This is a genomic window from Citrobacter sp. UYEF32 (genome assembly GCF_040546205.1).
GTDB classification, from domain to species: domain Bacteria; phylum Pseudomonadota; class Gammaproteobacteria; order Enterobacterales; family Enterobacteriaceae; genus Phytobacter; species Phytobacter diazotrophicus.
Genome location: NZ_JBEPNI010000004.1, coordinates 429,275 through 450,716, shown reverse-complemented (window position 1 = coordinate 450,716; position 21,442 = coordinate 429,275). Strand labels below are relative to the sequence as shown.

The window sequence follows — 21,442 nt, the reverse complement described above, 5'->3', positions numbered from 1 at the left end:
CGGGCGCTTCCCGAACGATTATCGGCACTTAAGCCGTTGAATTTACTTTTTCGCCAGTTCCTGGTTTAGTTGCCAGAGCTCCCGGCGTTCTTCGCTGCTTAAACCATGTGTGCGGTCACGAGCTATCAACTCTTCTTGCCGCTGTACAAGCATCGAATCAAACATATGATTGAGCGCGTCGTTGAACGTTTTTTCTGCAATGTCTTTATCTGCTATATCGTCCCACATCGCCAGTTTTTCAAGGGTTGCGGCTTCTTTTGTTCCGCGATACTGTTCCAGAAGCTGCCCTGTGGTTAATCCAGGCTGTGACAAACAAGTGTTGACCAGTTCTGTAAATAAGCCAAGTCCAGCCATTCTGGATTTATCCAGCCCCTCCAGCGGAGGCACTAACGGCGCGAGTTCCGGGCTCTGGACCAGCAATCCTATCAGTATACGCATGGTTGTGCGTTTTAGCTGAGGCGCCGGGCGGGCCGTGGCATTTTCCGCCTGTTTTGGCATTAAACGATCAAGCTGCGCGTCGTCAAAGATGCCAATTTTGTTACCCAGTAACTGCCTGAGCTGGATACGTAGCGTTTCACCCGGAACCTGAGAAATCAACGGCAGCGCCAGCGCGGCAAGTTGCGTTGTCCCGTCCGGCGTGGTTAAGTCCGCCTGCGGCAGTAAGCTGTTAAACAAAAACGTGGAGAGCGGCATCGCCTGCTCCATCCGCGCTTCAAATGCTGCTTTACCTTCCTTACGTACCAGCGTATCCGGGTCTTCACCGTCCGGCAGGAACATAAAGCGTAGCTGACGTCCGTCGCTCATGTACGGCAATGCGGTTTCCAGCGCACGCCATGCGGCATCGCGGCCTGCACGGTCGCCGTCATAACAGCAAATGACGTTTTTCGTTACCCGAAACAACAGTTGAATATGGTCTGCTGTGGTCGAAGTTCCGAGTGACGCAACGGCGTAGTTAATGCCATATTGCGCCAGCGCAACCACATCCATGTAACCTTCCACGACTAAAAGCCGCTGCGGTTCATCATTGTCCTGCTGCGCTTCATAAAGCCCGTATAACTGGCGGCCTTTATGGAAAATATCGGTCTCTGGTGAGTTGAGATATTTGGGGGTATCGTTACCCAGCACTCGGCCACCAAATCCCATTACCCGACCACGCTTGTCGCGGATGGGAAACATCACCCGTTCGCGAAAACGATCGTAACTGCGTCCCTGATCGTTAGTGACTAGCATGCCCGCATCAATCAAAGATTGACGATTTTCCTGATTTGCACCAAAACGCTTTAAAACGTTGTCCCAGCCGGGAGGGGCGTAACCAATCGCAAAACGGGCGATGACATCGCTGCTTAAACCGCGCCTTTCCAGATACTGGCGCGCCGGTTCAGCGGCAGGTTGCATCAGGGATTGCTGATAAAACGCATTCAGGCCATCCATCAACTGATAGAGACTTTGCCGCTGGTGGCGCTCTATCTGACTTGGCCCGTTGCCTGCTTCATAGGGCACTTCCAGGTTATGCATGGCGGCCAGCTCTTCGACGGTTTCCACAAACTCGAGCTTGTCGTAGTTCATGAGAAAGTCGATCGCGTTGCCGTGCGCCCCACAGCCGAAGCAGTGATAAAACTGTTTTTCACCGTTTACGGTGAAGGAAGGACTTTTTTCGTTATGGAATGGACAGCATGCGTGCCAGTTCTTGCCCTGCTTTTTCAGTTTCACACGCGCATCGATCAGATCGATGATGTCGGTGCGAGCCAGCAGGTCATTGATGAAAACGCGTGGAATTCGTCCAGCCATATGCCCCATAATTACACTTTGTCAGTCGAACTGCCTCTGCGTTGGCTACGATCGTTCACTCCTGTCACTGACTGACTACAGTAAGCTCAGGGAATTCACGCTCTTGCCGCCTTGATGCATCCTGAATGATTTTGTGTACTTGCTAATGCATAAACGAAAATAAGCCGCGCATTCCTTTCGGAAGCACGGCCTTACAACTACAACTCGGTCTGAAACTGAGAGCTAAACTCTCAGAAGACTTAGTACAGACGAGTGCGGCGTGCGTTTTCGCGAGCCAGTTTCTTCGCGTGACGTTTCACAGCAGAAGCTTTAGCGCGCTTACGTTCGGTAGTCGGTTTTTCATAGAACTCACGACGACGAACTTCCGCCAGAACACCTGCTTTTTCGCAGGAACGCTTGAAGCGACGCAGTGCTACGTCGAACGGCTCGTTTTCACGTACTTTAATTACCGGCATGTGCCTCTCACCTTTGATAAATTCGGTTTGCCGCTGGCGTCAACGCCAGCTTATTTCAAAATGGTGCGGAATTTTACTTCAACAGTTGCTGCTTTGTAAAGCACCGCTGCCTTTTTTGAAAGGGACTTTTGTAAGGGTGGGGAGTATACACGAAGTCCTTCAAGGGGGTGAGTAAAGTTTACAACAAGGGGCATTGATCCTACACTGCGCGGCATTGAAGCGAGGTAAAAAACAGCCATGCGTGTACTGGGAATTGAAACATCCTGCGATGAAACCGGCATCGCTATTTATGACGACAAGAACGGCCTTTTAGCCAACCAATTGTATAGTCAGGTAAAACTGCATGCCGACTACGGCGGCGTTGTGCCTGAACTGGCCTCCCGCGATCATGTACGTAAAACCGTACCGTTGATTCAGGCGGCGCTCAAAGAGGCAGGGCTGGCGGCAAAAGATATCGATGCGGTTGCCTATACCGCAGGTCCGGGTCTTGTCGGCGCGTTGCTGGTCGGCGCAACGGTCGGCCGGGCGCTGGCATTTGCATGGGATGTTCCGGCCATTCCGGTTCACCATATGGAAGGCCACCTGCTGGCGCCCATGCTGGAAGATAATCCACCACAATACCCGTTTGTGGCGCTGCTGGTCTCCGGCGGACACACGCAACTGATTAGCGTGACGGGGATTGGCGAGTACCAGTTGCTTGGCGAATCCATTGATGATGCCGCCGGTGAGGCGTTTGACAAAACGGCCAAATTGCTCGGTCTTGATTACCCTGGTGGGCCCATGTTATCGAAACTGGCGTCGCAGGGGACGGAAGGGCGCTTTGTCTTCCCGCGTCCTATGACGGACAGGCCCGGTCTTGATTTCAGTTTCTCTGGCCTGAAAACCTTCGCGGCGAATACCATTCGTGAAAATGAACCGGATGAGCAAACGCGTGCCGATATCGCCCGTGCATTTGAAGACGCGGTGGTCGATACGCTGATGATCAAATGTAAACGTGCGCTGGACCAAACAGGTTTTACCCGTCTGGTTATGGCGGGTGGCGTTAGCGCAAACCGTACGCTTCGCGCAAAACTGGCTGAGATGATGAAAAAACGCCGTGGTGAGGTGTTCTATGCTCGCCCGGAATTTTGTACCGATAACGGCGCAATGATTGCCTATGCCGGAATGGTGCGTCTGAAAGCCGGTGGCGTTGCCGGACTTGGCGTAACTGTGCGCCCGCGCTGGCCGCTGGCGGAATTACCCGCTGCGTAATCTATTCCCCCGGTGGCTACGCTTACCGGGGTTATCGTTTGGTTTCCCTCTTTTTATCTTCCCATTTCCTTGCCGCTATCGTCCGCATCTCCACAGATCACTGACTATACTTTCCCCTTTGCGAGTCAAAATCGGCTGCCATAGCCGGCAGGGATGTTCAGTTATGACGCCTCTTCTACATCACCGAAAGAGGAGACATTATGAAAGCTCTCGTCTGGCACGCTACTGGCGATATTCGTCTTGATGACGTCGCCGAACCACAGATTGAACAACCCACTGATGCGGTTATTCGTCTTACAGCCTCGGCCATTTGCGGTACCGATCTGCACTTTATCCGTGGCACCTTTAGCGATATGAAAGCGGGCACCATCCTCGGCCATGAAGGCGTCGGCATTATTGAGCAACTGGGCGACCAGGTGCGTAATTTTGATGTCGGCGATCGGGTGGTGGTTTGCTCGACGCTCTCTTGTAGCTACTGCCCTCCCTGTCGCAGCGGTAACACCGCGCAGTGTGATAATGCCAATCCGAACGGCCCACAGGCCGGTACCTGTTTCTTTGGCGGCCCGCAAGCGACCGGTCCTGTCAACGGCTTACAGGCAGAAAAGGCGCGTATTCCCTTTGCCTCTAATACGCTGGTAAAAGTCCCGCAGGAGGTCAGTGATGAACAGGCGATTCTTGTCAGCGATATCTTTCCGACGGGCTGGTTTGGCGCGGAGATAGCAGACATTACGCGCGGCGACACGGTGGCGGTGTTTGGCTGCGGGCCTGTTGGTCAGTTTACGATTGCCAGCGCACTGTTGATGGGCGCCGGACGCGTCATTGCCGTCGATTCACATGATGACAGACTGGCGATGGCGCGCCGACAGGGGGCCTTTACCGTCAATTTCGATAAAGAAGATCCGCTGGAAGCCATTGCATTACTCACCGGTGGGCTGGGTGTTGATATTGCTATTGACGCCGTTGGTGTTGATAGCGAGCACGCTCACCATGGCCCGGCGGCTCAGCAAGCCGAACAGAAAGCAGAGCAATACCGTCAGGAAGTGCAACAGGTGGCGCCGGACAATGCGGAGCATCAGCATGTCCAGGACGGAAACTGGGTTCCGGGCGATGCGCCGAGCCAGGCGCTGGAATGGGCGATTCAGGGGCTGAAAAAAGCGGGGACACTGAGCATTATCGGCGTTTATCCTCCCGCCGCGCAGACCTTTCCCATTGGGATGGCGATGAATAAGAATCTGACCATGAAAATGGGTAACTGTAATCACCACGCGATTATTCCGCACCTGCTGGAACTGGTGCGCGTGGGGGCTATCGACCCCACCCAGGTGCTGACTCAGGTGGAGCCATTGTCAGATGTGGTATCCGCTTATCAACATTTTGATAAGCGTGAGACCGGGTGGATTAAAACGGAATTGCTGCCTTCGCACTAACTCCCCGGCAGGCCGGGCTTCTGACACGCCCGGCCTGTTTTTTGTCGCTACGATTTTTTGCCCGGCAATATTTCACTCATCAACTGGTTTGCCGTGTCGGCGAAAATCTTCCCGGCAGAGCGATCCCCTTTGGCCATTGAGGCCATAAAGGCTTTTGCCTGTTTCAGGGTGATATGCGGCGGTAGCGGCGCCACTTCCGGATCGGTTTTCACTTCCAGTACAACGGGGCGCTCTGCTGACAAGGCTTGCTGCCAGGCAATCGGTAACTGTTGTGGATCATTCACGAAAATCCCTTTGAGGCCCAGCGACTGGGCGAAGCGGGCATAACCCACATCGGGAATGTCCTGGGTTGCCTCAAATCGCGGATTGCCCTCCATTACGCGCTGCTCCCAGGTCACCTGGTTAAGATCCTGATTATTGAAGACACAAATGATCAGGCGCGGATCGCTCCAGCTTTGCCAGTATTTCTGAATGGTGATCAGTTCTGCCATGTTGTTCATTTGCATGGCACCATCCCCGACCAGCGCGACCACCACTTTCTGCGGGTAGGCAAATTTTGCGGCGATGGCGTAAGGTACAGCGGCACCCATACAGGCAAGGCCGCCAGACAGTGAGGCGCGTTGGCCCTGCTTCACTTTATAATCGCGTGCAAACCAGTTGGCACACGAGCCGGAATCGGACGTGACGATGGCATCGTCCGGCAGCAGCGGTGACATTTCCCAGACGACGCGTTGCGGGTTAACCGGTTTGGCGTCGGCCATCGCTCGTTCCTCAAGGGTCTCCCACCATGATTTCACCCCTCTGGCAATTTCCTCTTGCCAGCTACGGTCAGTTTTATGCGTCAGCAGCGGCAGCAGTGCGCGAAGGGTTTCCGCTGCATCGCCATGAAGATTAACTTCGACCGGGTAGCGTAGCCCCAGCATTGCCGGATCGATATCGACCTGCACCGCTCGGGCCTGCCCCTCTTTCGGCAGGAATTCTGTCCATGGAAAACCGGTACCAATCATCAGCAGCGTGTCGCAATTCATCATCATGTCGTAAGACGGTTTCGTACCCAGCAAACCGATCGCGCCGGTGATAAAAGGCGCGTCATCCGGTAGTACATCTTTGCCGAGCAGCGCTTTTGCCACGCCAGCACCAAGCAGATTGGCCAGTTGCACCACTTCCAGTGCTGCGCTACGGGCACCCGCCCCAACCAGTATCGCCACTTTCTTTCCGCTATTAAGAATATCCGCGGCACGTTGCAGATCGGCCTCATAAGGCACGATTTTCGGACGTTGATAGCCCGCTCCTGAGTGGGTGAAACCATGGGTATGCGGCGGCGCCTGCCAGGGTTCGTCCTGAATATCCTTCGGCAATATCAGGACCGTTACACCGTTTTGCGCCACTGCGATACGTACGCCGCGATCGACAAGGTGGCGTACCTGGCTGGGGGAGGCGGCTTCTTGTACAAAGTTCGCCACGTCGGCGAAAACACGATCGAGGTTTAATTCTTGCTGATAGCTGGCGCCGCGTGCGGTGGCCTCTGCCTGACCGGCGATGGCCAGCACCGGAGCATGGTCCATTTTCGCGTCATACAGGCCGGTCAGCAGATGGGTGGCGCCTGGGCCTCCGGTTGAGAGACACACGCCCAACTCGCCGGTGAATTTGGCATGTCCTGCTGCCATAAACGCCGCCATTTCTTCATGGCGTACCTGGATAAACTCAATGCCATTGCCCGCTTTATTCGCGCGTTGCAGCGCACCGAGCACACCGTTGATGCCATCACCGGGGTAGCCATAAATTCGGCTGACACCCCAGGCTTTCAGGCTCTCAATGAAAAAATCACTGGTCATTTTTGTCACTGTGTTGCCCCCTGGCTCAAAAAGTTAATCGAGCGTTAAGGATAGACGACATCATCAGGATATGGGGGAGGGGCGCGGGACGTGGCTTAGCGCGCCGTTACGCCTGACGCGATACAGGCGTAACGGCAGAATTCAGTCCATTCAGGCAATGAAAGGGATGAACAGGGCATTTTCCCGGATATGATACTTTTTATCCGGGAGGGGATCCGTCTACTTTTTTTTCTTCAGTTTGTGCCAGATTTTTGTCTCCTGACGACGCCATAACCGCTGAATGTTGTCATGGTGACGTATCAGGATCAGGCAGGAGAGCATGGCAACCGGAAAGGTAAACTGGGGTTTAAACCACCAGACATAGAAGGGCGCAATCAGCGCGCTGACAATCGCACCTAACGAAGAGTAACCGCTAAGCAGGACGGTCAGCAGCCAGGTTCCCGCCATCACGCCCGTTAAGTCCCAGCCAATGGGCGCAATCGCACCAAAGGCAGTAGCAACGCCCTTTCCGCCCTGAAAATGGAAAAAAACAGGCCAGATATGCCCAAGGCAGGCGGCGATAGCAATAAGGCCAAGCCAGAAGGGGGTGATGCCAAGCGCATAGGCTCCCCATACCGGCAGCATGCCTTTTAGCACGTCAAAAATCAGTACCGTTACGGCTGCTCCTTTGCCGCCAATTCGTAATACGTTGGTCGCCCCTGGGTTGCCAGAGCCACTCTCACGTGGGTCAGGCAGACCTGCGATGCGGCAGACCAGAATGGCGCTGGATATTGAGCCGCAAAGATACGCGAGGATGATCATTCCAGGCGCGATTGCACTCATAACGCTGTTCCATTGTGAAAATGTCGTTTTATTATCTGCATCAGTGGATAATACGCATAAATTATGGAAAGTGGTATCCAGGTTAGCCAAAAAGCAGGTGGGGCGTGATGGACATTGTATTTATAGAGCAACTTTCGGTAATCACCACTATCGGTGTGTATGACTGGGAGCAGACGATTGAGCAAAAGCTGGTGTTCGATATCGAAATGGCATGGGATAACCGCCAGGCGGCAAAGAGCGACGATGTTAATGATTGTCTGAGCTATGCAGACATAGCAGAAACCGTGATTGCGCATGTCGAAGGAAACCGTTTTGCGCTGGTGGAACGGGTCGCCGAAGAGGTCGCTGATTTACTGCTGAGCCGTTTTAACTCTCCATGGGTGCGCATCAAATTGAGCAAGCCAGGGGCTGTCGCCCGGGCCGCCAACGTTGGCGTCATCATTGAGCGTGGCAATAATCTGAAAAAAATTATTTAAATTCATAATTATTAAACCAAGCGCTAGTCTTCTGGTCATACGTCATGGCCATACGCGGCTTCCCTTGTGGTAAGCCGTTTTTTATGTCTGTTTAGGGGTTTATTTGATGAGCGATATGCACTCGCTGCTGGTGGCAGCAATTTTGGGTGTTGTCGAAGGATTGACGGAGTTTTTACCGGTTTCCAGTACGGGCCACATGATTCTTGTGGGGCATTTACTGGGTTTTGAGGGAGATACCGCAAAAACGTTTGAAGTTGTGATTCAGTTAGGGTCGATTTTGGCTGTGGTGGTGATGTTCTGGCGTCGCCTGTTTGGATTGATTGGTATTCACTTTGGTCGTACCCCCCATGAAGGCACAGGCACAGGTCGCCTGACGCTCATTCATATCCTGCTGGGCATGGTTCCCGCCGTTGTTCTCGGCCTTGTTTTCCACGATGCCATTAAATCTCTCTTTAACCCCATTAACGTGATGTATGCGCTGGTGGTGGGTGGGGTACTGCTGATTGCGGCGGAATGCCTCAAACCAAAAGTGCCGCGCGCCGAAGGGGTGGACGATATCACCTTGCGTCAGGCATTTATGATTGGCTGCTTCCAGTGTCTGGCGCTATGGCCGGGGTTCTCCCGTTCTGGAGCAACAATTTCAGGTGGTATGCTCATGGGCGTGAGCCGTTATGCGGCTTCGGAGTTCTCGTTCCTGTTGGCGGTGCCAATGATGATGGGCGCCACCGTACTGGATTTGTATAAGAGTCTTAAGTTCTTGACCGTGGGTGACATTCCGATGTTTGCCGTCGGCTTCGTGACGGCGTTTATCGTCGCTCTCATTGCGATCAAAACCTTCCTGGAGTTGATCAAACGTATCTCGTTTATCCCGTTTGCGATCTATCGCTTTATTGTCGCTGCCGCGGTCTACTTCATCTTTATCTAAATAATATGCCCTCAGTCTTTTGGCTGAGGGCAACGTTGTTCTTTCCAGTCGGCCACGGCCTGAATGCGACGGCGCGTTAACTCTTCACGCACTTCAATGCCTTTGAAACCTGCCTCAACAACCGCTTTGCTGGAGACCGCTTTTGCGACATCCCAGGCCTCACGCAGCAAACGTCCCTGCGGGTAGTCGCACGCCTCAAACCCCGCACGTCCGCGCACGTCGGCCTCGCTGGTCAGGGCGATTTGCTCAACCCGCTGCGGCTTGCGCCAGGCGTCAATCGAATCGAACAATTTAACGATGGTCTTTGGCTGCAGGATCGGGAAGGTATGGATCAGATCGTGGAATTCCGCCACCAGTTTGGCCAGATCGCGGATATCGTTCGGTACGCGCAATCGCTGGCAGACGCCCTCGACAAGTTTGACGCCCGCCGGGCCATGCCCGTGATGGCGTGGCCAAAGTTCCGGTGGGGTTAACCCTTTTCCCAGGTCGTGGCAGAGAGTGGCAAAACGCACATCGACCTCAGGGCTGAGCATCGCAGCCATGCTCACGGTCATCAGGGTATGAAGACCGGTATCGATTTCAGGATGCCATTTTGCCGGCGCGGGTACGCCAAACAGCGCGTCCACTTCCGGGAACAGCACTTTTAGCGCCCCGCAGTCACGCAACACCTGGAAAAAGACCTGTGGATTACGGGTCTTGAGGGCGTTCTCCGTCTCTTTCCAGACGCGTTCAGGAGTCAGATGCGCCAACTCACCTGCGGTGGTCATATCGCGCATGAGCGCCATGGTTTCGTCGGCAATGCGAAAACTTAAATGCGCATAGCGGGCGGCAAAACGCGCCACACGCAGAACACGCAAGGGATCTTCGGCAAACGCGGGGGAAACATGGCGCAGCAGGCGGCGGTGCAAATCGTTCTGACCGCCATAGGGATCGATTATGTTGCCGTTATCATCCTGCGCAAGTGCATTGACGGTTAAGTCGCGGCGTAACAGATCTTGCTCAAGCGTTACATCCGGCGCGGCATAGCAGGAAAAACCGGTATAACCGAAGCCTGATTTTCGTTCAGTACGGGCAAGAGCGTACTCTTCGTGACTTTGTGGATGGAGAAACACGGGAAAATCGCGGCCTACCTGCTGGTAGCCCGCGTCGAGCATCTCTGCTGGCGTGGCGCCAACCACCACCCAATCTTTGTCTTTGACCGACAGGCCCAGTAACGCATCGCGAACTGCGCCACCGACCAGATAACTCTTCACGCCGCCTGACTCCTCACATCTGTGACTTTTCATTAACCTGCCTTATCAGAAATTGAGACAGGTTCTTATTTTTGCCGACAGATAATACGTAAGTGTAGAGAAGATGGCTAATCAGCTTAGTTCATCCAGCGATCTTTGCGTTTACGGCGCGGGATTAAATGCGGCAGCACAAGGCCCAGGAAGAGACCCGCACCCAATACGCCGCCGCCATACATAAACCACTGCATGATAATGGTGCGTTGTTTGTCGTCGAGTTGCAGGTTAGCGGCGTTCACTTTCTTCTGCGCGACAATAAGCTCGTTCTTAAGCTTCTGATTTTCTTCTTTCAGGCTGTTAATGACCCCATCGCTACCGGCCACTTTTTGCTGCATATCCGCCGTGCGCTGGTTCCAGGTATTGTCGATATTGTTGAGCTTATCGGTCAGGGTCTTCACCTGGTTTTCCAGTTCCGGCACGCGCGTGCGCAGGCTGGGCTGCGTATTGAGTTCTTTAAGAGGGATCCAGGCCGTACGGCCACTGCTGTCGCGTACCTGTGCGTAGTTAGACGCTTCATTGGTTTGCAACAGCACCACTTCCTCGCCGGCGTTTACCGTGCCCACGAGGCGGTAGTTATCTCCCGGGCCACTGCGAACCCAGGTGTTCAATTCATCAGAGACGTAACGTTTTTCTTCGGCATGGGCCAATGTGGAAACGCTAAGCGCAAATAAGGTCATTCCAATCAGGCGTAATTTAAGCATCAGGCGTCGTTATTATCTTTAAGCGTGAATAAAAACAGTGCCAACAGTCTGACGATAGCTGGCAGGCGGCATCAATCGGAATCATCCGGGTCGAACAAAGCGCATAAGTGAACTTTTACACCCATGATATCGCGCATTGCATGGCAATCTGACACAAAATACTATCTACTGACAAACATCGGGCGCGTTAGTTCGCCGAAATTTTGACTGAAGTGACATAACCATAAGTGCAAAGCCATGGCTCAGGAAATCGAATTAAAATTTTACGTACATCCCGACAGCGTTGAAACGCTTCGTAACCATCTTCATTCGCTCACCGACGATCGCGTAGCGCCCACCCAGTTACTCAACATCTATTACGAAACGGCAGATAACTGGCTGCGTCGTCATGATATGGGGCTGCGTATCCGCGGCTTCGACGGTCAGTACGAAATGACGATGAAAATCGCCGGACGCGTTGTCGGCGGGTTACATCAACGTCCTGAATATAATATCGCGCTGGATAAACCGGAGCTGGATCTGGCTCGCTTTCCGCAGGAAGCCTGGCCGGATGGCGCGCTGCCAGAAGATCTCCAGGCGCAGACACAGCCGCTCTTTAGCACCGATTTCTACCGGGAGAAATGGCTGGTTAACGTCGGTGAAAGCCGTATTGAGATTGGGCTGGACCTGGGTGAAGTTAAAGCCGGCGAGCTGGCTGAGCCTATCTGTGAGCTTGAGCTTGAACTGCTAAGCGGTGATCCGGCGGATATCCTCAAACTTGCCCGTCAGCTCGTGACCCAGTCAGGGCTGCGTCAGGGAAGCCTGAGTAAGGCCGCACGCGGCTATCATCTGGCGCAGGGTAATGCCGAACGTCATCGCCGCCCGACGCCCATACTCAAAGTTCAACCGAAAGCCACAACGGAGCAGGCTTTTACCGCCGCGCTGGAGCTGGGACTTTCGCAGTGGCAGTACCATGAAGAACTGTGGGTTCGCGGCGATACCCGGGCCAAAGCGGACGTACAGTCTGCAATTACGCTCATTCGCCATACTCTTATGTTGTTCGGCGGCATTGTGCCGCGTAAAGCGAGCGCACGCCTGCGCGATTTGCTGACTCAGGCGGAAGCAACGTTGACGTCAGATGTCTCCGCAGCGACGGCCGCATGGAGCGCAGAGGCGGCAACGGCGAAACTGCTGTTGACAGAGTGGCTGGTTTCCCAGGGCTGGCGCACCTTCCTCGATGACAAAGCGCAGGCGAAATTTGCCGACTCCTTCAAACGTTTTGCCGATACCCATTTGTCCCGCTGCGCCGCTGAACTCAAAAGTACGTTCGCGCATCCGTTGGGAGACAGTTATCGCGACCAGTTGCCACGTCTGGCACGAGAAATAGACAGTGTGCTGTTGCTTGCTGGCTATTACGATGCGGCGCAGGCAAATGCCTGGCTGGAAAACTGGCAAGGCTTGCTCCACGCCATTGAGACACGCCAGCGTATTGAAATCGAACATTTCCGTAACGAAGCAATCTGTCAGCAGCCCTTCTGGCTGCACAGTGGACAACGCTAACCCGGTCAAGGAACCCCCGATGATGCCGCACTCTCCACAGCTACAGCAGCACTGGCAAACTGTACTGGCTCGCTTGCCTGAGTCATTCAGTGAAACACCGCTTAGTGAACAAGCGCAGTTAGTGCTTACTTTCAGTGATTTTGTGCAGGATAGCCTTGCCGCGCATCCTGACTGGCTGGCTGAGCTGGAAAGCGCACCGCCACAGGCGGACGAGTGGAAGCAGTATGCGCAAATCCTTCGCGAATCGCTGGAAGGTGTGGGAGATGAGGCATCATTAATGCGTGCGCTGCGCCTGTTCCGTCGCCATATGATGGTGCGCATTGCCTGGGCGCAGTCGCTGGCGCTGGTGGCAGAAGAGGAGACGTTGCAGCAGTTGAGCGTACTGGCGGAGACCCTGATCGTCGCTGCACGCGACTGGCTTTACGATGCCTGCTGTCGCGAGTGGGGAACGCCGTGCAATCAGCAGGGGGAACCGCAGCCGTTGCTGATCCTTGGCATGGGCAAGCTGGGTGGCGGGGAGCTTAACTTTTCGTCCGATATCGATCTGATTTTTGCCTGGCCGGAAAACGGTTCAACGCGCGGTGGGCGACGCGAACTTGATAACGCCCAGTTTTTTACTCGCTTGGGACAGCGCCTGATCAAAGTGCTCGACCAGCCGACGCAGGATGGCTTTGTCTATCGCGTGGATATGCGGCTGCGCCCGTTTGGCGACAGCGGTCCGCTGGTGCTGAGTTTTGCCGCGCTGGAAGATTATTATCAGGAGCAGGGGCGCGACTGGGAACGTTATGCGATGGTGAAAGCCCGCATTATGGGCGATAAGGACGATGTTTACGCTGGCGAATTACGGGCCATGCTGCGGCCGTTCGTCTTCCGTCGCTATATCGATTTCAGCGTTATTCAGTCTCTGCGTAACATGAAAGGGATGATTGCCCGCGAAGTGCGCCGCCGTGGTCTGAAAGATAACATTAAGCTGGGCGCGGGCGGCATCCGTGAGATTGAGTTTATCGTTCAGGTGTTCCAGTTGATACGCGGTGGGCGCGAGCCGTCGTTGCAGTCCCGTTCTCTGTTACCGACGCTGGACGCTATCGATAAGCTGGGTTTGCTGCCGCCTGGCGATGCACCGGCGTTACGCCAGGCCTATTTGTATCTGCGCCGTCTGGAAAACCTGCTGCAAAGCATTAACGACGAACAAACGCAGACGCTGCCGACAGATGAACTCAATCGCGCGCGTCTGGCCTGGGGGATGCGGGTCGCTGACTGGGAAACCCTGACCGCTGAGCTTGAAAAGCAGATGTCTGCCGTACGAGGGATATTCAACACCCTGATTGGCGATGACGAAGCCGAAGAGCAGGGGGATGCGCTCTGCGGGCAATGGAGTGAGTTGTGGCAGGATGCGTTTCAGGAAGATGACAGCACGCCTGTGCTGGCGCACCTTTCTGACGATGATCGCCGCCGCGTGGTCGCGATGATTGCTGATTTTCGCAAAGAGCTGGATAAGCGCACCATTGGCCCACGCGGCCGCCAGGTGCTCGACCATCTGATGCCGCATCTGTTGAGTGATGTCTGCTCCCGTGAGGACGCCCCTGTACCGTTGTCTCGCGTGACGCCGCTGTTAACGGGAATTGTCACGCGTACGACGTATCTTGAGCTGCTCAGCGAGTTTCCTGGTGCGCGTAAGCATCTGATTTCACTCTGTGCCGCCTCGCCGATGGTGGCCAGTAAGCTGGCGCGCTATCCGTTATTGCTGGATGAGTTGCTCGATCCGAATACCCTTTATCAGCCCACGGCGATGAATGCCTACCGGGATGAGCTACGTCAGTATCTGCTGCGTGTGCCGGATGACGATGAAGAGCAGCAACTGGAGGCGTTACGCCAGTTTAAACAGGCTCAATTGTTGCGTGTGGCGGCAGCAGATCTGGCAGGCACACTCCCCGTGATGAAAGTGAGCGATCACTTAACATGGCTTGCCGAAGCCATCATTGAAGCCGTGGTACAACAGGCGTGGAGCCTGATGGTATCGCGTTATGGGCAGCCGAAACACTTACGCGACCGTGAAGGCCGTGGGTTTGCAGTGGTCGGTTACGGCAAACTGGGCGGTTGGGAGCTGGGCTATAGTTCCGATCTGGATTTGATTTTCCTTCATGACTGTCCGGTGGACGTGATGACTGACGGCGAGCGGGAAATCGATGGCCGCCAATTTTATCTGCGCCTTGCCCAGCGCGTGATGCACCTGTTCAGTACGCGCACCTCATCCGGGATCCTGTATGAAGTGGACGCGCGCTTGCGCCCGTCCGGTGCGGCGGGAATGCTGGTGACCTCAACCGAATCCTTTGCCGACTACCAGCGCACCGAAGCCTGGACGTGGGAACATCAGGCGCTGGTTCGCGCCCGTGTTGTCTATGGCGATCCACAATTGAACGCGCAATTTGATGCCATCCGCCGCGATATCACCATGACCGTGCGTGATGGTGCAACGTTACAAACCGAGGTGCGCGAGATGCGCGAAAAAATGCGCGCCCACTTGAGCAATAAGCACAAGGATCGCTTTGATATTAAAGCCGATAAGGGTGGAATTACCGATATCGAATTTATCACCCAGTATCTGGTGCTGCGTTATGCCCATGCAAAACCGAAACTGACGCGCTGGTCGGACAATGTCCGCATTCTGGAAGGGCTGGCGCAAAACGGCATTATGGAAGAGCAGGAAGCGCAGGCACTTACCACCGCCTATACAACGTTGCGTGATGAGCTGCATCACCTGGCGCTACAGGAGCTGCCAGGGCATGTTCCGGAGGCATGTTTTGTCGCTGAACGCGCGATGGTGCGAGCCTGCTGGAACAAGTGGTTGGTGGAGCCGTGCGAGGACGCGTAAGTGTGCTATTATCGCGCGCAAATTTTGTATCTCTCAGGAGACAGGAATGAAAGTAACGCTGCCAGAGTTTAATCAAGCGGGAGTGCTGGTCGTAGGCGATGTGATGCTGGATCGCTACTGGTACGGTCCAACCAGCCGTATTTCACCGGAAGCGCCGGTGCCAGTGGTGAAGGTCGAAACCATTGAAGAGCGTCCGGGTGGTGCGGCGAACGTAGCAATGAACATCGCTTCTCTGGGCGCGGGCGCGCGTCTGGTTGGGTTGACCGGTATTGACGATGCGGCGCGTGCACTGAGCAAAGCGCTGGCGGACGTCAACGTAAAATGCGACTTCGTTTCTGTTCCAACTCACCCCACCATCACTAAGCTGCGCGTACTGTCGCGTAATCAGCAACTGATTCGTCTCGATTTCGAAGAGGGCTTTGATGGTGTGGATCCTGAGTCGCTGCATGAACGCATTAATCAGGCGCTGAGCAGCATCGGTGCGCTGGTGCTCTCCGATTACGCCAAAGGGGCGCTGACGAGCATTCAGCAGATGATCACGCTGGCGCGCGGTGCAGGCGTGCCTGTACTGATCGACCCGAAAGGGACCGACTTTGAACGCTACCGTGGTGCCACCCTGTTGACGCCGAATCTCTCCGAATTTGAAGCCGTGGTCGGCAAATGCAAAGACGAAGACGATATTGTTGAACGTGGCATGAAGCTGATTGCCGATTTCGACCTGACCGCGCTGCTGGTCACCCGTTCTGAACAGGGAATGACGCTGCTACAGCCGGGCAAAGCACCACTGCATCTGCCGACGCAGGCGCAGGAAGTGTATGACGTGACCGGTGCAGGTGACACAGTGATTGGTGTGTTGGCTGCTACGCTTGCCGCAGGTAATTCGCTGGAAGAAGCCTGCTTCTTCGCGAACGCTGCTGCTGGCGTTGTGGTGGGTAAACTCGGGACTTCAACGGTTTCGCCTGTCGAGCTGGAAAACGCGGTGCGCGGGCGTTCGGAGACGGGTTTTGGTGTGATGACCGAAGAAGAACTGCGCGACGCCGTGGCGGCAGCACGCAAACGTGGCGAAAAAGTGGTCATGACCAACGGCGTGTTCGACATCCTGCACGCGGGCCATGTGTCATATCTGGCGAATGCCCGTAAGCTCGGCGATCGTCTGATCGTTGCGGTGAACAGCGATGCTTCCACTAAACGGCTGAAAGGGGATTCGCGCCCGGTTAACCCGCTTGAGCAACGTATGATAGTTCTCAGCGCGCTGGAAGCCGTGGACTGGGTGGTCCCGTTTGAAGAAGATACGCCGCAGCGTCTGATTGCCTCCGTTCTGCCGGATAAGCTGGTGAAAGGAGGGGACTACAAGCCGGAGGAGATCGCCGGGAGCGAAGAGGTGTGGGCCAACGGCGGTGAAGTGCTGGTGCTCAACTTTGAAGATGGCTGTTCGACCACCAACATCATCAGGAAAATCCAGAAAGACAGCGAGAAGTAAGCAATGCGGGAGATGCATCGAACATCTCGTTATGAGGCTCTCCTCGCTGTTGACGGTGCTGCTTTTTCGACCTAAATTAAAGGAACAAGGGTGAGAGGGGATTTCACCCCCCTCTGATTGGCTGTTAGTAAGCTGCGAAACTTATCGTTAACAGAACAATCAGTATGATGATGTGCTTCATCATAACCCTTTCCCTATTAAAGCCCCTTCCTCGGGAGGGGCTTTCCCGTTTCAGCCCCTTGCTGACCCAGTGATTGTTGGTGAGTGCTTCTACAGGGACAAGAGCTTTTCCCCTCGGATGTTTTATTACTGGATCGTTCACGCAAAACGGCCCCCGTTCCGAACGTTACGTACTGAAAAGGCGTGTTCAGAATAAAAAAATCCCCGGCTTTATGGGCCAGGGATGGGGTTACATAAGGTGGGAAGAAACTATTCCTCTTTTACCGTTTCTTCTTTTACCGTTGTGATCGCGATTTCTTCATTTGGCCCGACCGCAGGTGATGAATTTAACGGCGTTGCCATGGCTGCCAGCGAGCCGCCGGAAATCCCAATTTCATTAAGCAGCGAATCAATCAGCGGCGCCTGGGTTCGGTAGGCGAGGGCGGCAGAGAGTGCCTGCTCCGCCAGATTGCCACCGTTAACCGTACCTGTGGTCACTTCGCCTGCCGCTCCGCCGCGGTTCAGCCCATCTACCTGAATGATTTTGATACCTTCGATGGACTTCATTGGCTCAACGGATTTCTCGATAACCGCAGGCAGAGATTGCAGAAGTGCCAGTTTGAATTTGAGGCTGGTTTGTTCGTTGGAAAGCACGTTGATCGCATCGTTCAGCGCGCGCTGCGCTTCGGCTTCCGCCAGCCCTTTTTTCCGCGTTGCTTCCGCCAGTTCGACGATGGCTGCAGCCTGCAATTCTGCCGCTTCTTTCTCGGCTTTGGCGCGTACTGTCAGCTCAACCGCTTTGGTTTCCGCATCCTGAGCTGCGGCAATCAGCGCAACCTGTTTTGCACGATCGGCTTCTGCGGTCTGGCGCGTGGTTTCTACGTTTTGCTGGGCACGAACGGCTTCCGCCAGCGCGTCGTTGGCTTTTGCTTCCGCCTGTGACTGTTGCTCTGACTTGGCCGCGATGGCGATGGATTTCGTCTGGTTGGCAATCTCCGTCACCTGCTGTTGCTCGATCTCTTTAATGCGAACTTCACGCTCAGCCTCAACTTTTCTGGAACGTACTGCCTGTTCACGTTCGATTTCACTTTCCTGAATTTGTCGTTCCGCCAGGATACGTGTTTGCTCGGCTTCACGATGGCGCTCTGCTTCGAAGGCGGCGATTTTGGCATTCTGCTCGGCGGTGCGGGTTTTCACCTGCTGCTCCTGCTCAAGCGTCATAAATGCCTCTTGCTGTTCAATCTCAAGTTTGCGCGCCAGGGCATCGCGGTTCTTCTCACGGACTGCGACTTCAACGTCCTGCTCGACTTCGTTACGTTCACGGCGACGGCGCTCAGTTTCCTGAGTCAGTTTGGTGAGGCCTTCGGCATCAAAGGCGTTGTTCGGGTTGAAATGCACTTTTTCCGTCTGGTTGAAGTTGGTTAACGAGACGCTTTCCAGCTCCAGACCGTTCTTCGACAGATCTTCCGCAACGGTGTTTTGCACACCCTGAACGAAGTTCTCGCGAGTGTCCTGTAACTCATGCATGGTCATCTGGGAGGCCGTAGCACGCAGGGCATCAACGAATTTATCTTCAATCAGCACGCGGAGATCTTCTGGTGACAATGTACGCTGCCCCAATGTCTGTGCGGCAGTGGCAATCCCCTCAATCGACGGTTTTACGCGTACGAAGAAGGCAACAACGACATCAACGCGCATACGATCTTTAGTGATCAGGCTGTCAACCGTAGAACGGCTCACCTCGAGTTTAAGGGTGTTCATGTTAATCGGAATAATTTCGTGGAAGATAGGCATCACAATCGCGCCGCCACTCATTACCACTTTCTGCCCACCTAAACCTGTTCGTACAAACGCCTGCTCAGCCGAGGCCCGACGGTATAACCGGGCAAAAATAATCCCGATGACCAACAGGACAAAAACGGCTATCAGGGCATAACTCATCCATGAGGGAAATAGATTCAAGAGATTTTCCATAATACTTCCTTTTGTTTTTACAATTCATTCGGCCAGGGGTTCAGTTCCGCCAAATAACGGCTGGCGGACAACCGACAAATAATGAGGACTTTATCGCCTCGTTTAAACGTCTTTCCTTCTTCGGGTTCCAGAAGTAAATAATGTACCTGCCCAAACTTATCTTTAAATTTTCCTTCGCAAGGGCGTTGAGGCTCCGCACTGTGACCCGTGATAATGGCCATAGCGCCAATAAAATCATCTTCTGTGATCGCACTGGTTTCATCTCCCGGTAGCCAGCGCCCTAAAAGTTTACCGGTATAGTGTGTGCAAATACCTGAAAAAATAAGGCAAAAAGGGGTCAGGACTATATTGGGAAGCGGGGTTTGCAGCAGTGTCACGCTCATGTGCTGTAAAAAAATGCCAGACAAGCCGAAGCAACCGGCGATAAGGCAAAGGACAACCAGTGCGGGAACGCGACCAAAATTAAGGTAATGGAAAAACTGGTTCAAATGGCCTGAGGCGACGCCGTCATAATCACCCAGATGTGAATCAATAACACCAGAAATAACATTCCCAAAGAACAGTGAGACAATTTCCACAATACCTATAAGCGCCACAAATGCGAGGGCGAAAAAGTAGGGCGAGTAGTATTCAGGAAAAATATCCATATATTCTCCTTGGGTTATTTTTTAAATCAGACGCATATTTTCGTTAGTATTGAAGGCGATATTATCATAAATGGGGAAGTAACAAAAAGACAGATGGACTCCCGGAATATCGTAGGGTAATCGATGAAAACCTTATCGATTACCCCTTTGCGGTTGGCTATGCGGGGGATGCCAGAATTGGCTTAAACGCCTGTGTCTGGCGAATCAACCGGAGGAATTGCCGGAGCCGGTTTCACCTCTGCTGACGCATTGCGATTTTCCAGTTCGTTCAGACGTTGCTCGAGCAGCGCTAGTTTTTCACGTGTACGGAGCAGTACCTGTGTCTGTACGTCAAACTCCTCGCGGCTGACGAGGTCAAGGCGAGTCAGTTGCGCCTGCAGAGACTGGCGGATTTTTTTCTCAACATCTTCCCCGAACTCGCGAATCCCTTTTGGCATCGATTCGTGGACCTGACGCGCAATCTGTTCAATTTTTTTCGGGTCAATCATTTGTATGTTCCCTGTTCGGATAGGTTCTGACAATTATTGTAGTGTGATATGCCATAACGATAAACCAGATTTGTTTGAAGGTTACGCGTTGCCGAAGGTAATCAATAGCGTTATAGTTATCCCGCTTATTCTCAGGGCGGGGCGAAATTCCCCACCGGCGGTAAATCAGCGATGTCCAATAGATTTCGCGTAGCGGCAAGGCGGCAACTGAGCGAATTCCAGGAACATAGTCAACTATGTGACTGGGATGAGTGAAGGAAGCAACGCAGCAGCGGCGTGAAAGATGGAGGACAGGTTGAAAGCCCGCGAGCGCTTTCGATGCAAATCGAAAGGTCAGCAGATCCGGTGTAATTCCGGGGCCGACGGTTAAAGTCCGGATGGGAGAGAGTAACGATTCAGTTGGGCCTGGAGGCCTGCTCGCGTTATTTTTTTATACTCCTAAGACTGCCCTGATTCTGGTAACCATAACTTTATTGAGGTCTTTTACCATGAATCAGACGCTGCTTTCTTCTTTTGGCACGCCATTCGAACGTATTGAAAATGCTTTAACTGCACTGCGCGAAGGTCGCGGTGTAATGGTTCTCGACGATGAAGATCGCGAGAATGAAGGCGACATGATCTTTGCCGCTGAAACCATGACCGTTGAGCAGATGGCGCTGACCATCCGTCACGGTAGCGGCATTGTTTGCCTGTGCATCACCGAAGATCGTCGTAAACAACTTGATCTGCCGATGATGGTTGAAAACAACACCAGCGCTTACGGTACCGGCTTTACCGTTACCATCGAAGCGGCTACGGGGGTTACTACCGGTGTTTCGGCTGCCGATCGTGTTACTACCGTGCGTGCTGCCATTGCCGATGGCGCTAAACCTTCTGACCTGAATCGTCCGGGCCACGTGTTCCCGCTGCGTGCGCAGCAGGGCGGTGTATTGACGCGCGGTGGTCATACCGAAGCGACGATTGATCTGGTGACCCTGGCAGGGTTCAAACCGGCCGGCGTGCTGTGTGAACTGACGAACGATGATGGCTCCATGGCGCGCGCGCCGGAGTGTATCCAGTTCGCTCGCGAGCACAACATGGCTGTTGTCACCATCGAAGATCTGGTGGCTTATCGTCTGGAGCATGAGCGTAAAGCCAGCTAAGTGATAGCCGCACAATGAAAAAAATCCGAAGCCGGGCACCGACTTCGGATTTTTTTATTTCCCCGTGAGTACCTTACTGAAAATACCTCATTTATCCGCTTTGTTGATCTCGCTAATGGCGACAACGGCTTGCTACTTATAAAGTGGTACCCATGACGTAATGGCTCGCGCA

The 21,442-nt window shown here is 54.0% G+C and carries 18 protein-coding genes; 8 read left to right on the top strand and 10 right to left on the bottom strand.

Translation table 11 applies throughout. From position 1 onward, the window contains the following. Positions 1-42: 42 nt before the first annotated feature. A complete protein-coding gene (gene dnaG, locus ABIB59_RS13500) occupies positions 43-1,788 on the bottom strand; it encodes a DNA primase (protein ID WP_079497196.1) in 1,746 nt (581 codons plus the stop codon). Between the two features lie 239 nt (positions 1,789-2,027). Further along, positions 2,028-2,243, bottom strand: a complete 216-nt coding sequence (rpsU, locus tag ABIB59_RS13495; protein WP_001144069.1) for a 30S ribosomal protein S21 — start codon at positions 2,241-2,243, stop codon at positions 2,028-2,030. Between the two features lie 237 nt (positions 2,244-2,480). Between rpsU and tsaD the strand changes: the two genes are divergently transcribed. Together tsaD and ABIB59_RS13485 are read left to right on the top strand one after the other, a co-directional pair. Further along, positions 2,481-3,494 (top strand): tRNA (adenosine(37)-N6)-threonylcarbamoyltransferase complex transferase subunit TsaD, encoded by a 1,014-nt coding sequence (tsaD, locus tag ABIB59_RS13490; protein WP_039078116.1) that lies wholly within the window; start codon positions 2,481-2,483, stop codon positions 3,492-3,494. A gap of 200 nt (positions 3,495-3,694) precedes the next feature. Further along, the gene (locus tag ABIB59_RS13485; RefSeq protein ID WP_354035752.1) at positions 3,695-4,921 is read left to right on the top strand and encodes a zinc-dependent alcohol dehydrogenase; all 1,227 of its coding nucleotides are present in this window, start codon (positions 3,695-3,697) and stop codon (positions 4,919-4,921) included. A gap of 47 nt (positions 4,922-4,968) precedes the next feature. Here ABIB59_RS13485 and ABIB59_RS13480 read toward each other — a convergent pair whose 3' ends face one another. Further along, complete coding sequence (locus tag ABIB59_RS13480) at positions 4,969-6,765, bottom strand: thiamine pyrophosphate-requiring protein (protein ID WP_039078114.1); 1,797 nt, start codon at positions 6,763-6,765, stop codon at positions 4,969-4,971. A gap of 210 nt (positions 6,766-6,975) precedes the next feature. After that, positions 6,976-7,578: a glycerol-3-phosphate 1-O-acyltransferase PlsY gene (plsY, locus tag ABIB59_RS13475; protein WP_039078113.1), complete on the bottom strand. Its 603-nt coding sequence runs from the start codon at positions 7,576-7,578 to the stop codon at positions 6,976-6,978. 107 nt (positions 7,579-7,685) lie between these two features. Here plsY and folB point away from each other — a divergent pair, with 107 nt between their 5' ends. Further along, positions 7,686-8,054, top strand: coding sequence for a bifunctional dihydroneopterin aldolase/7,8-dihydroneopterin epimerase (gene folB, locus ABIB59_RS13470; RefSeq protein WP_107223702.1), 369 nt, complete (start codon positions 7,686-7,688; stop codon positions 8,052-8,054). A gap of 106 nt (positions 8,055-8,160) precedes the next feature. Then, a complete protein-coding gene (gene bacA, locus ABIB59_RS13465) occupies positions 8,161-8,979 on the top strand; it encodes an undecaprenyl-diphosphate phosphatase (protein WP_039078111.1) in 819 nt (272 codons plus the stop codon). A gap of 11 nt (positions 8,980-8,990) precedes the next feature. On the opposite strand, the gene ABIB59_RS13460 is transcribed toward bacA, so the two are convergent. Continuing rightward, positions 8,991-10,232, bottom strand: coding sequence for a multifunctional CCA addition/repair protein (locus ABIB59_RS13460; RefSeq protein ID WP_039078110.1), 1,242 nt, complete (start codon positions 10,230-10,232; stop codon positions 8,991-8,993). 116 nt (positions 10,233-10,348) lie between these two features. Next, positions 10,349-10,969 (bottom strand): TIGR04211 family SH3 domain-containing protein, encoded by a 621-nt coding sequence (locus ABIB59_RS13455; RefSeq protein ID WP_039078109.1) that lies wholly within the window; start codon positions 10,967-10,969, stop codon positions 10,349-10,351. A 237-nt stretch (positions 10,970-11,206) separates the two neighbouring features. Here ABIB59_RS13455 and ABIB59_RS13450 point away from each other — a divergent pair, with 237 nt between their 5' ends. The 3 genes from ABIB59_RS13450 to hldE are packed head-to-tail and all read left to right on the top strand — an operon-like array spanning position 11,207 to position 16,860. Then, positions 11,207-12,508: a CYTH domain-containing protein gene (locus ABIB59_RS13450; protein ID WP_169038814.1), complete on the top strand. Its 1,302-nt coding sequence runs from the start codon at positions 11,207-11,209 to the stop codon at positions 12,506-12,508. 19 nt (positions 12,509-12,527) lie between these two features. After that, a complete protein-coding gene (gene glnE / locus ABIB59_RS13445; protein ID WP_169038815.1) occupies positions 12,528-15,380 on the top strand; it encodes a bifunctional [glutamate--ammonia ligase]-adenylyl-L-tyrosine phosphorylase/[glutamate--ammonia-ligase] adenylyltransferase in 2,853 nt (950 codons plus the stop codon). A gap of 46 nt (positions 15,381-15,426) precedes the next feature. Further along, positions 15,427-16,860: a bifunctional D-glycero-beta-D-manno-heptose-7-phosphate kinase/D-glycero-beta-D-manno-heptose 1-phosphate adenylyltransferase HldE gene (gene hldE / locus ABIB59_RS13440; RefSeq protein WP_354035748.1), complete on the top strand. Its 1,434-nt coding sequence runs from the start codon at positions 15,427-15,429 to the stop codon at positions 16,858-16,860. A gap of 124 nt (positions 16,861-16,984) precedes the next feature. Here the strand turns inward: hldE and ABIB59_RS13435 are convergent, their stop codons facing one another. The 4 genes from ABIB59_RS13435 to ubiK form a co-directional block, all read right to left on the bottom strand. Beyond that, on the bottom strand, positions 16,985-17,044 hold the full coding sequence (locus tag ABIB59_RS13435) for a type I toxin-antitoxin system Ibs family toxin (protein WP_115464832.1): 60 nt from the start codon (positions 17,042-17,044) through the stop codon (positions 16,985-16,987). 245 nt (positions 17,045-17,289) lie between these two features. Continuing rightward, positions 17,290-18,993: a flotillin family protein gene (locus tag ABIB59_RS13430; protein ID WP_079497097.1), complete on the bottom strand. Its 1,704-nt coding sequence runs from the start codon at positions 18,991-18,993 to the stop codon at positions 17,290-17,292. A gap of 17 nt (positions 18,994-19,010) precedes the next feature. After that, the gene (locus ABIB59_RS13425; RefSeq protein ID WP_039078105.1) at positions 19,011-19,640 is read right to left on the bottom strand and encodes an OB-fold-containig protein; all 630 of its coding nucleotides are present in this window, start codon (positions 19,638-19,640) and stop codon (positions 19,011-19,013) included. A gap of 182 nt (positions 19,641-19,822) precedes the next feature. Continuing rightward, positions 19,823-20,128: a ubiquinone biosynthesis accessory factor UbiK gene (gene ubiK, locus ABIB59_RS13420; protein WP_039078104.1), complete on the bottom strand. Its 306-nt coding sequence runs from the start codon at positions 20,126-20,128 to the stop codon at positions 19,823-19,825. A gap of 488 nt (positions 20,129-20,616) precedes the next feature. Here ubiK and ribB point away from each other — a divergent pair, with 488 nt between their 5' ends. After that, complete coding sequence (ribB, locus tag ABIB59_RS13415; protein WP_039078103.1) at positions 20,617-21,270, top strand: 3,4-dihydroxy-2-butanone-4-phosphate synthase; 654 nt, start codon at positions 20,617-20,619, stop codon at positions 21,268-21,270. The last annotated feature ends 172 nt before the right edge of the window (positions 21,271-21,442 follow it).

Excerpts from the sequence above, each read along its gene's own strand:
- dnaG (WP_079497196.1), bottom strand. The coding sequence starts at position 1,788 with ATGGCTGGACGAATTCCACGCGTTTTCATCAATGACCTGCTGGCTCGC.
- rpsU (WP_001144069.1), bottom strand. The coding sequence starts at position 2,243 with ATGCCGGTAATTAAAGTACGTGAAAACGAGCCGTTCGACGTAGCACTG.
- tsaD (WP_039078116.1), top strand. The coding sequence starts at position 2,481 with ATGCGTGTACTGGGAATTGAAACATCCTGCGATGAAACCGGCATCGCT.
- ABIB59_RS13485 (WP_354035752.1), top strand. The coding sequence starts at position 3,695 with ATGAAAGCTCTCGTCTGGCACGCTACTGGCGATATTCGTCTTGATGAC.
- plsY (WP_039078113.1), bottom strand. The coding sequence starts at position 7,578 with ATGAGTGCAATCGCGCCTGGAATGATCATCCTCGCGTATCTTTGCGGC.
- folB (WP_107223702.1), top strand. The coding sequence starts at position 7,686 with ATGGACATTGTATTTATAGAGCAACTTTCGGTAATCACCACTATCGGT.
- bacA (WP_039078111.1), top strand. The coding sequence starts at position 8,161 with ATGAGCGATATGCACTCGCTGCTGGTGGCAGCAATTTTGGGTGTTGTC.
- ABIB59_RS13455 (WP_039078109.1), bottom strand. The coding sequence starts at position 10,969 with ATGCTTAAATTACGCCTGATTGGAATGACCTTATTTGCGCTTAGCGTT.
- ABIB59_RS13450 (WP_169038814.1), top strand. The coding sequence starts at position 11,207 with ATGGCTCAGGAAATCGAATTAAAATTTTACGTACATCCCGACAGCGTT.
- glnE (WP_169038815.1), top strand. The coding sequence starts at position 12,528 with ATGATGCCGCACTCTCCACAGCTACAGCAGCACTGGCAAACTGTACTG.
- hldE (WP_354035748.1), top strand. The coding sequence starts at position 15,427 with ATGAAAGTAACGCTGCCAGAGTTTAATCAAGCGGGAGTGCTGGTCGTA.
- ABIB59_RS13430 (WP_079497097.1), bottom strand. The coding sequence starts at position 18,993 with ATGGAAAATCTCTTGAATCTATTTCCCTCATGGATGAGTTATGCCCTG.
- ABIB59_RS13425 (WP_039078105.1), bottom strand. The coding sequence starts at position 19,640 with ATGGATATTTTTCCTGAATACTACTCGCCCTACTTTTTCGCCCTCGCA.
- ubiK (WP_039078104.1), bottom strand. The coding sequence starts at position 20,128 with ATGATTGACCCGAAAAAAATTGAACAGATTGCGCGTCAGGTCCACGAA.
- ribB (WP_039078103.1), top strand. The coding sequence starts at position 20,617 with ATGAATCAGACGCTGCTTTCTTCTTTTGGCACGCCATTCGAACGTATT.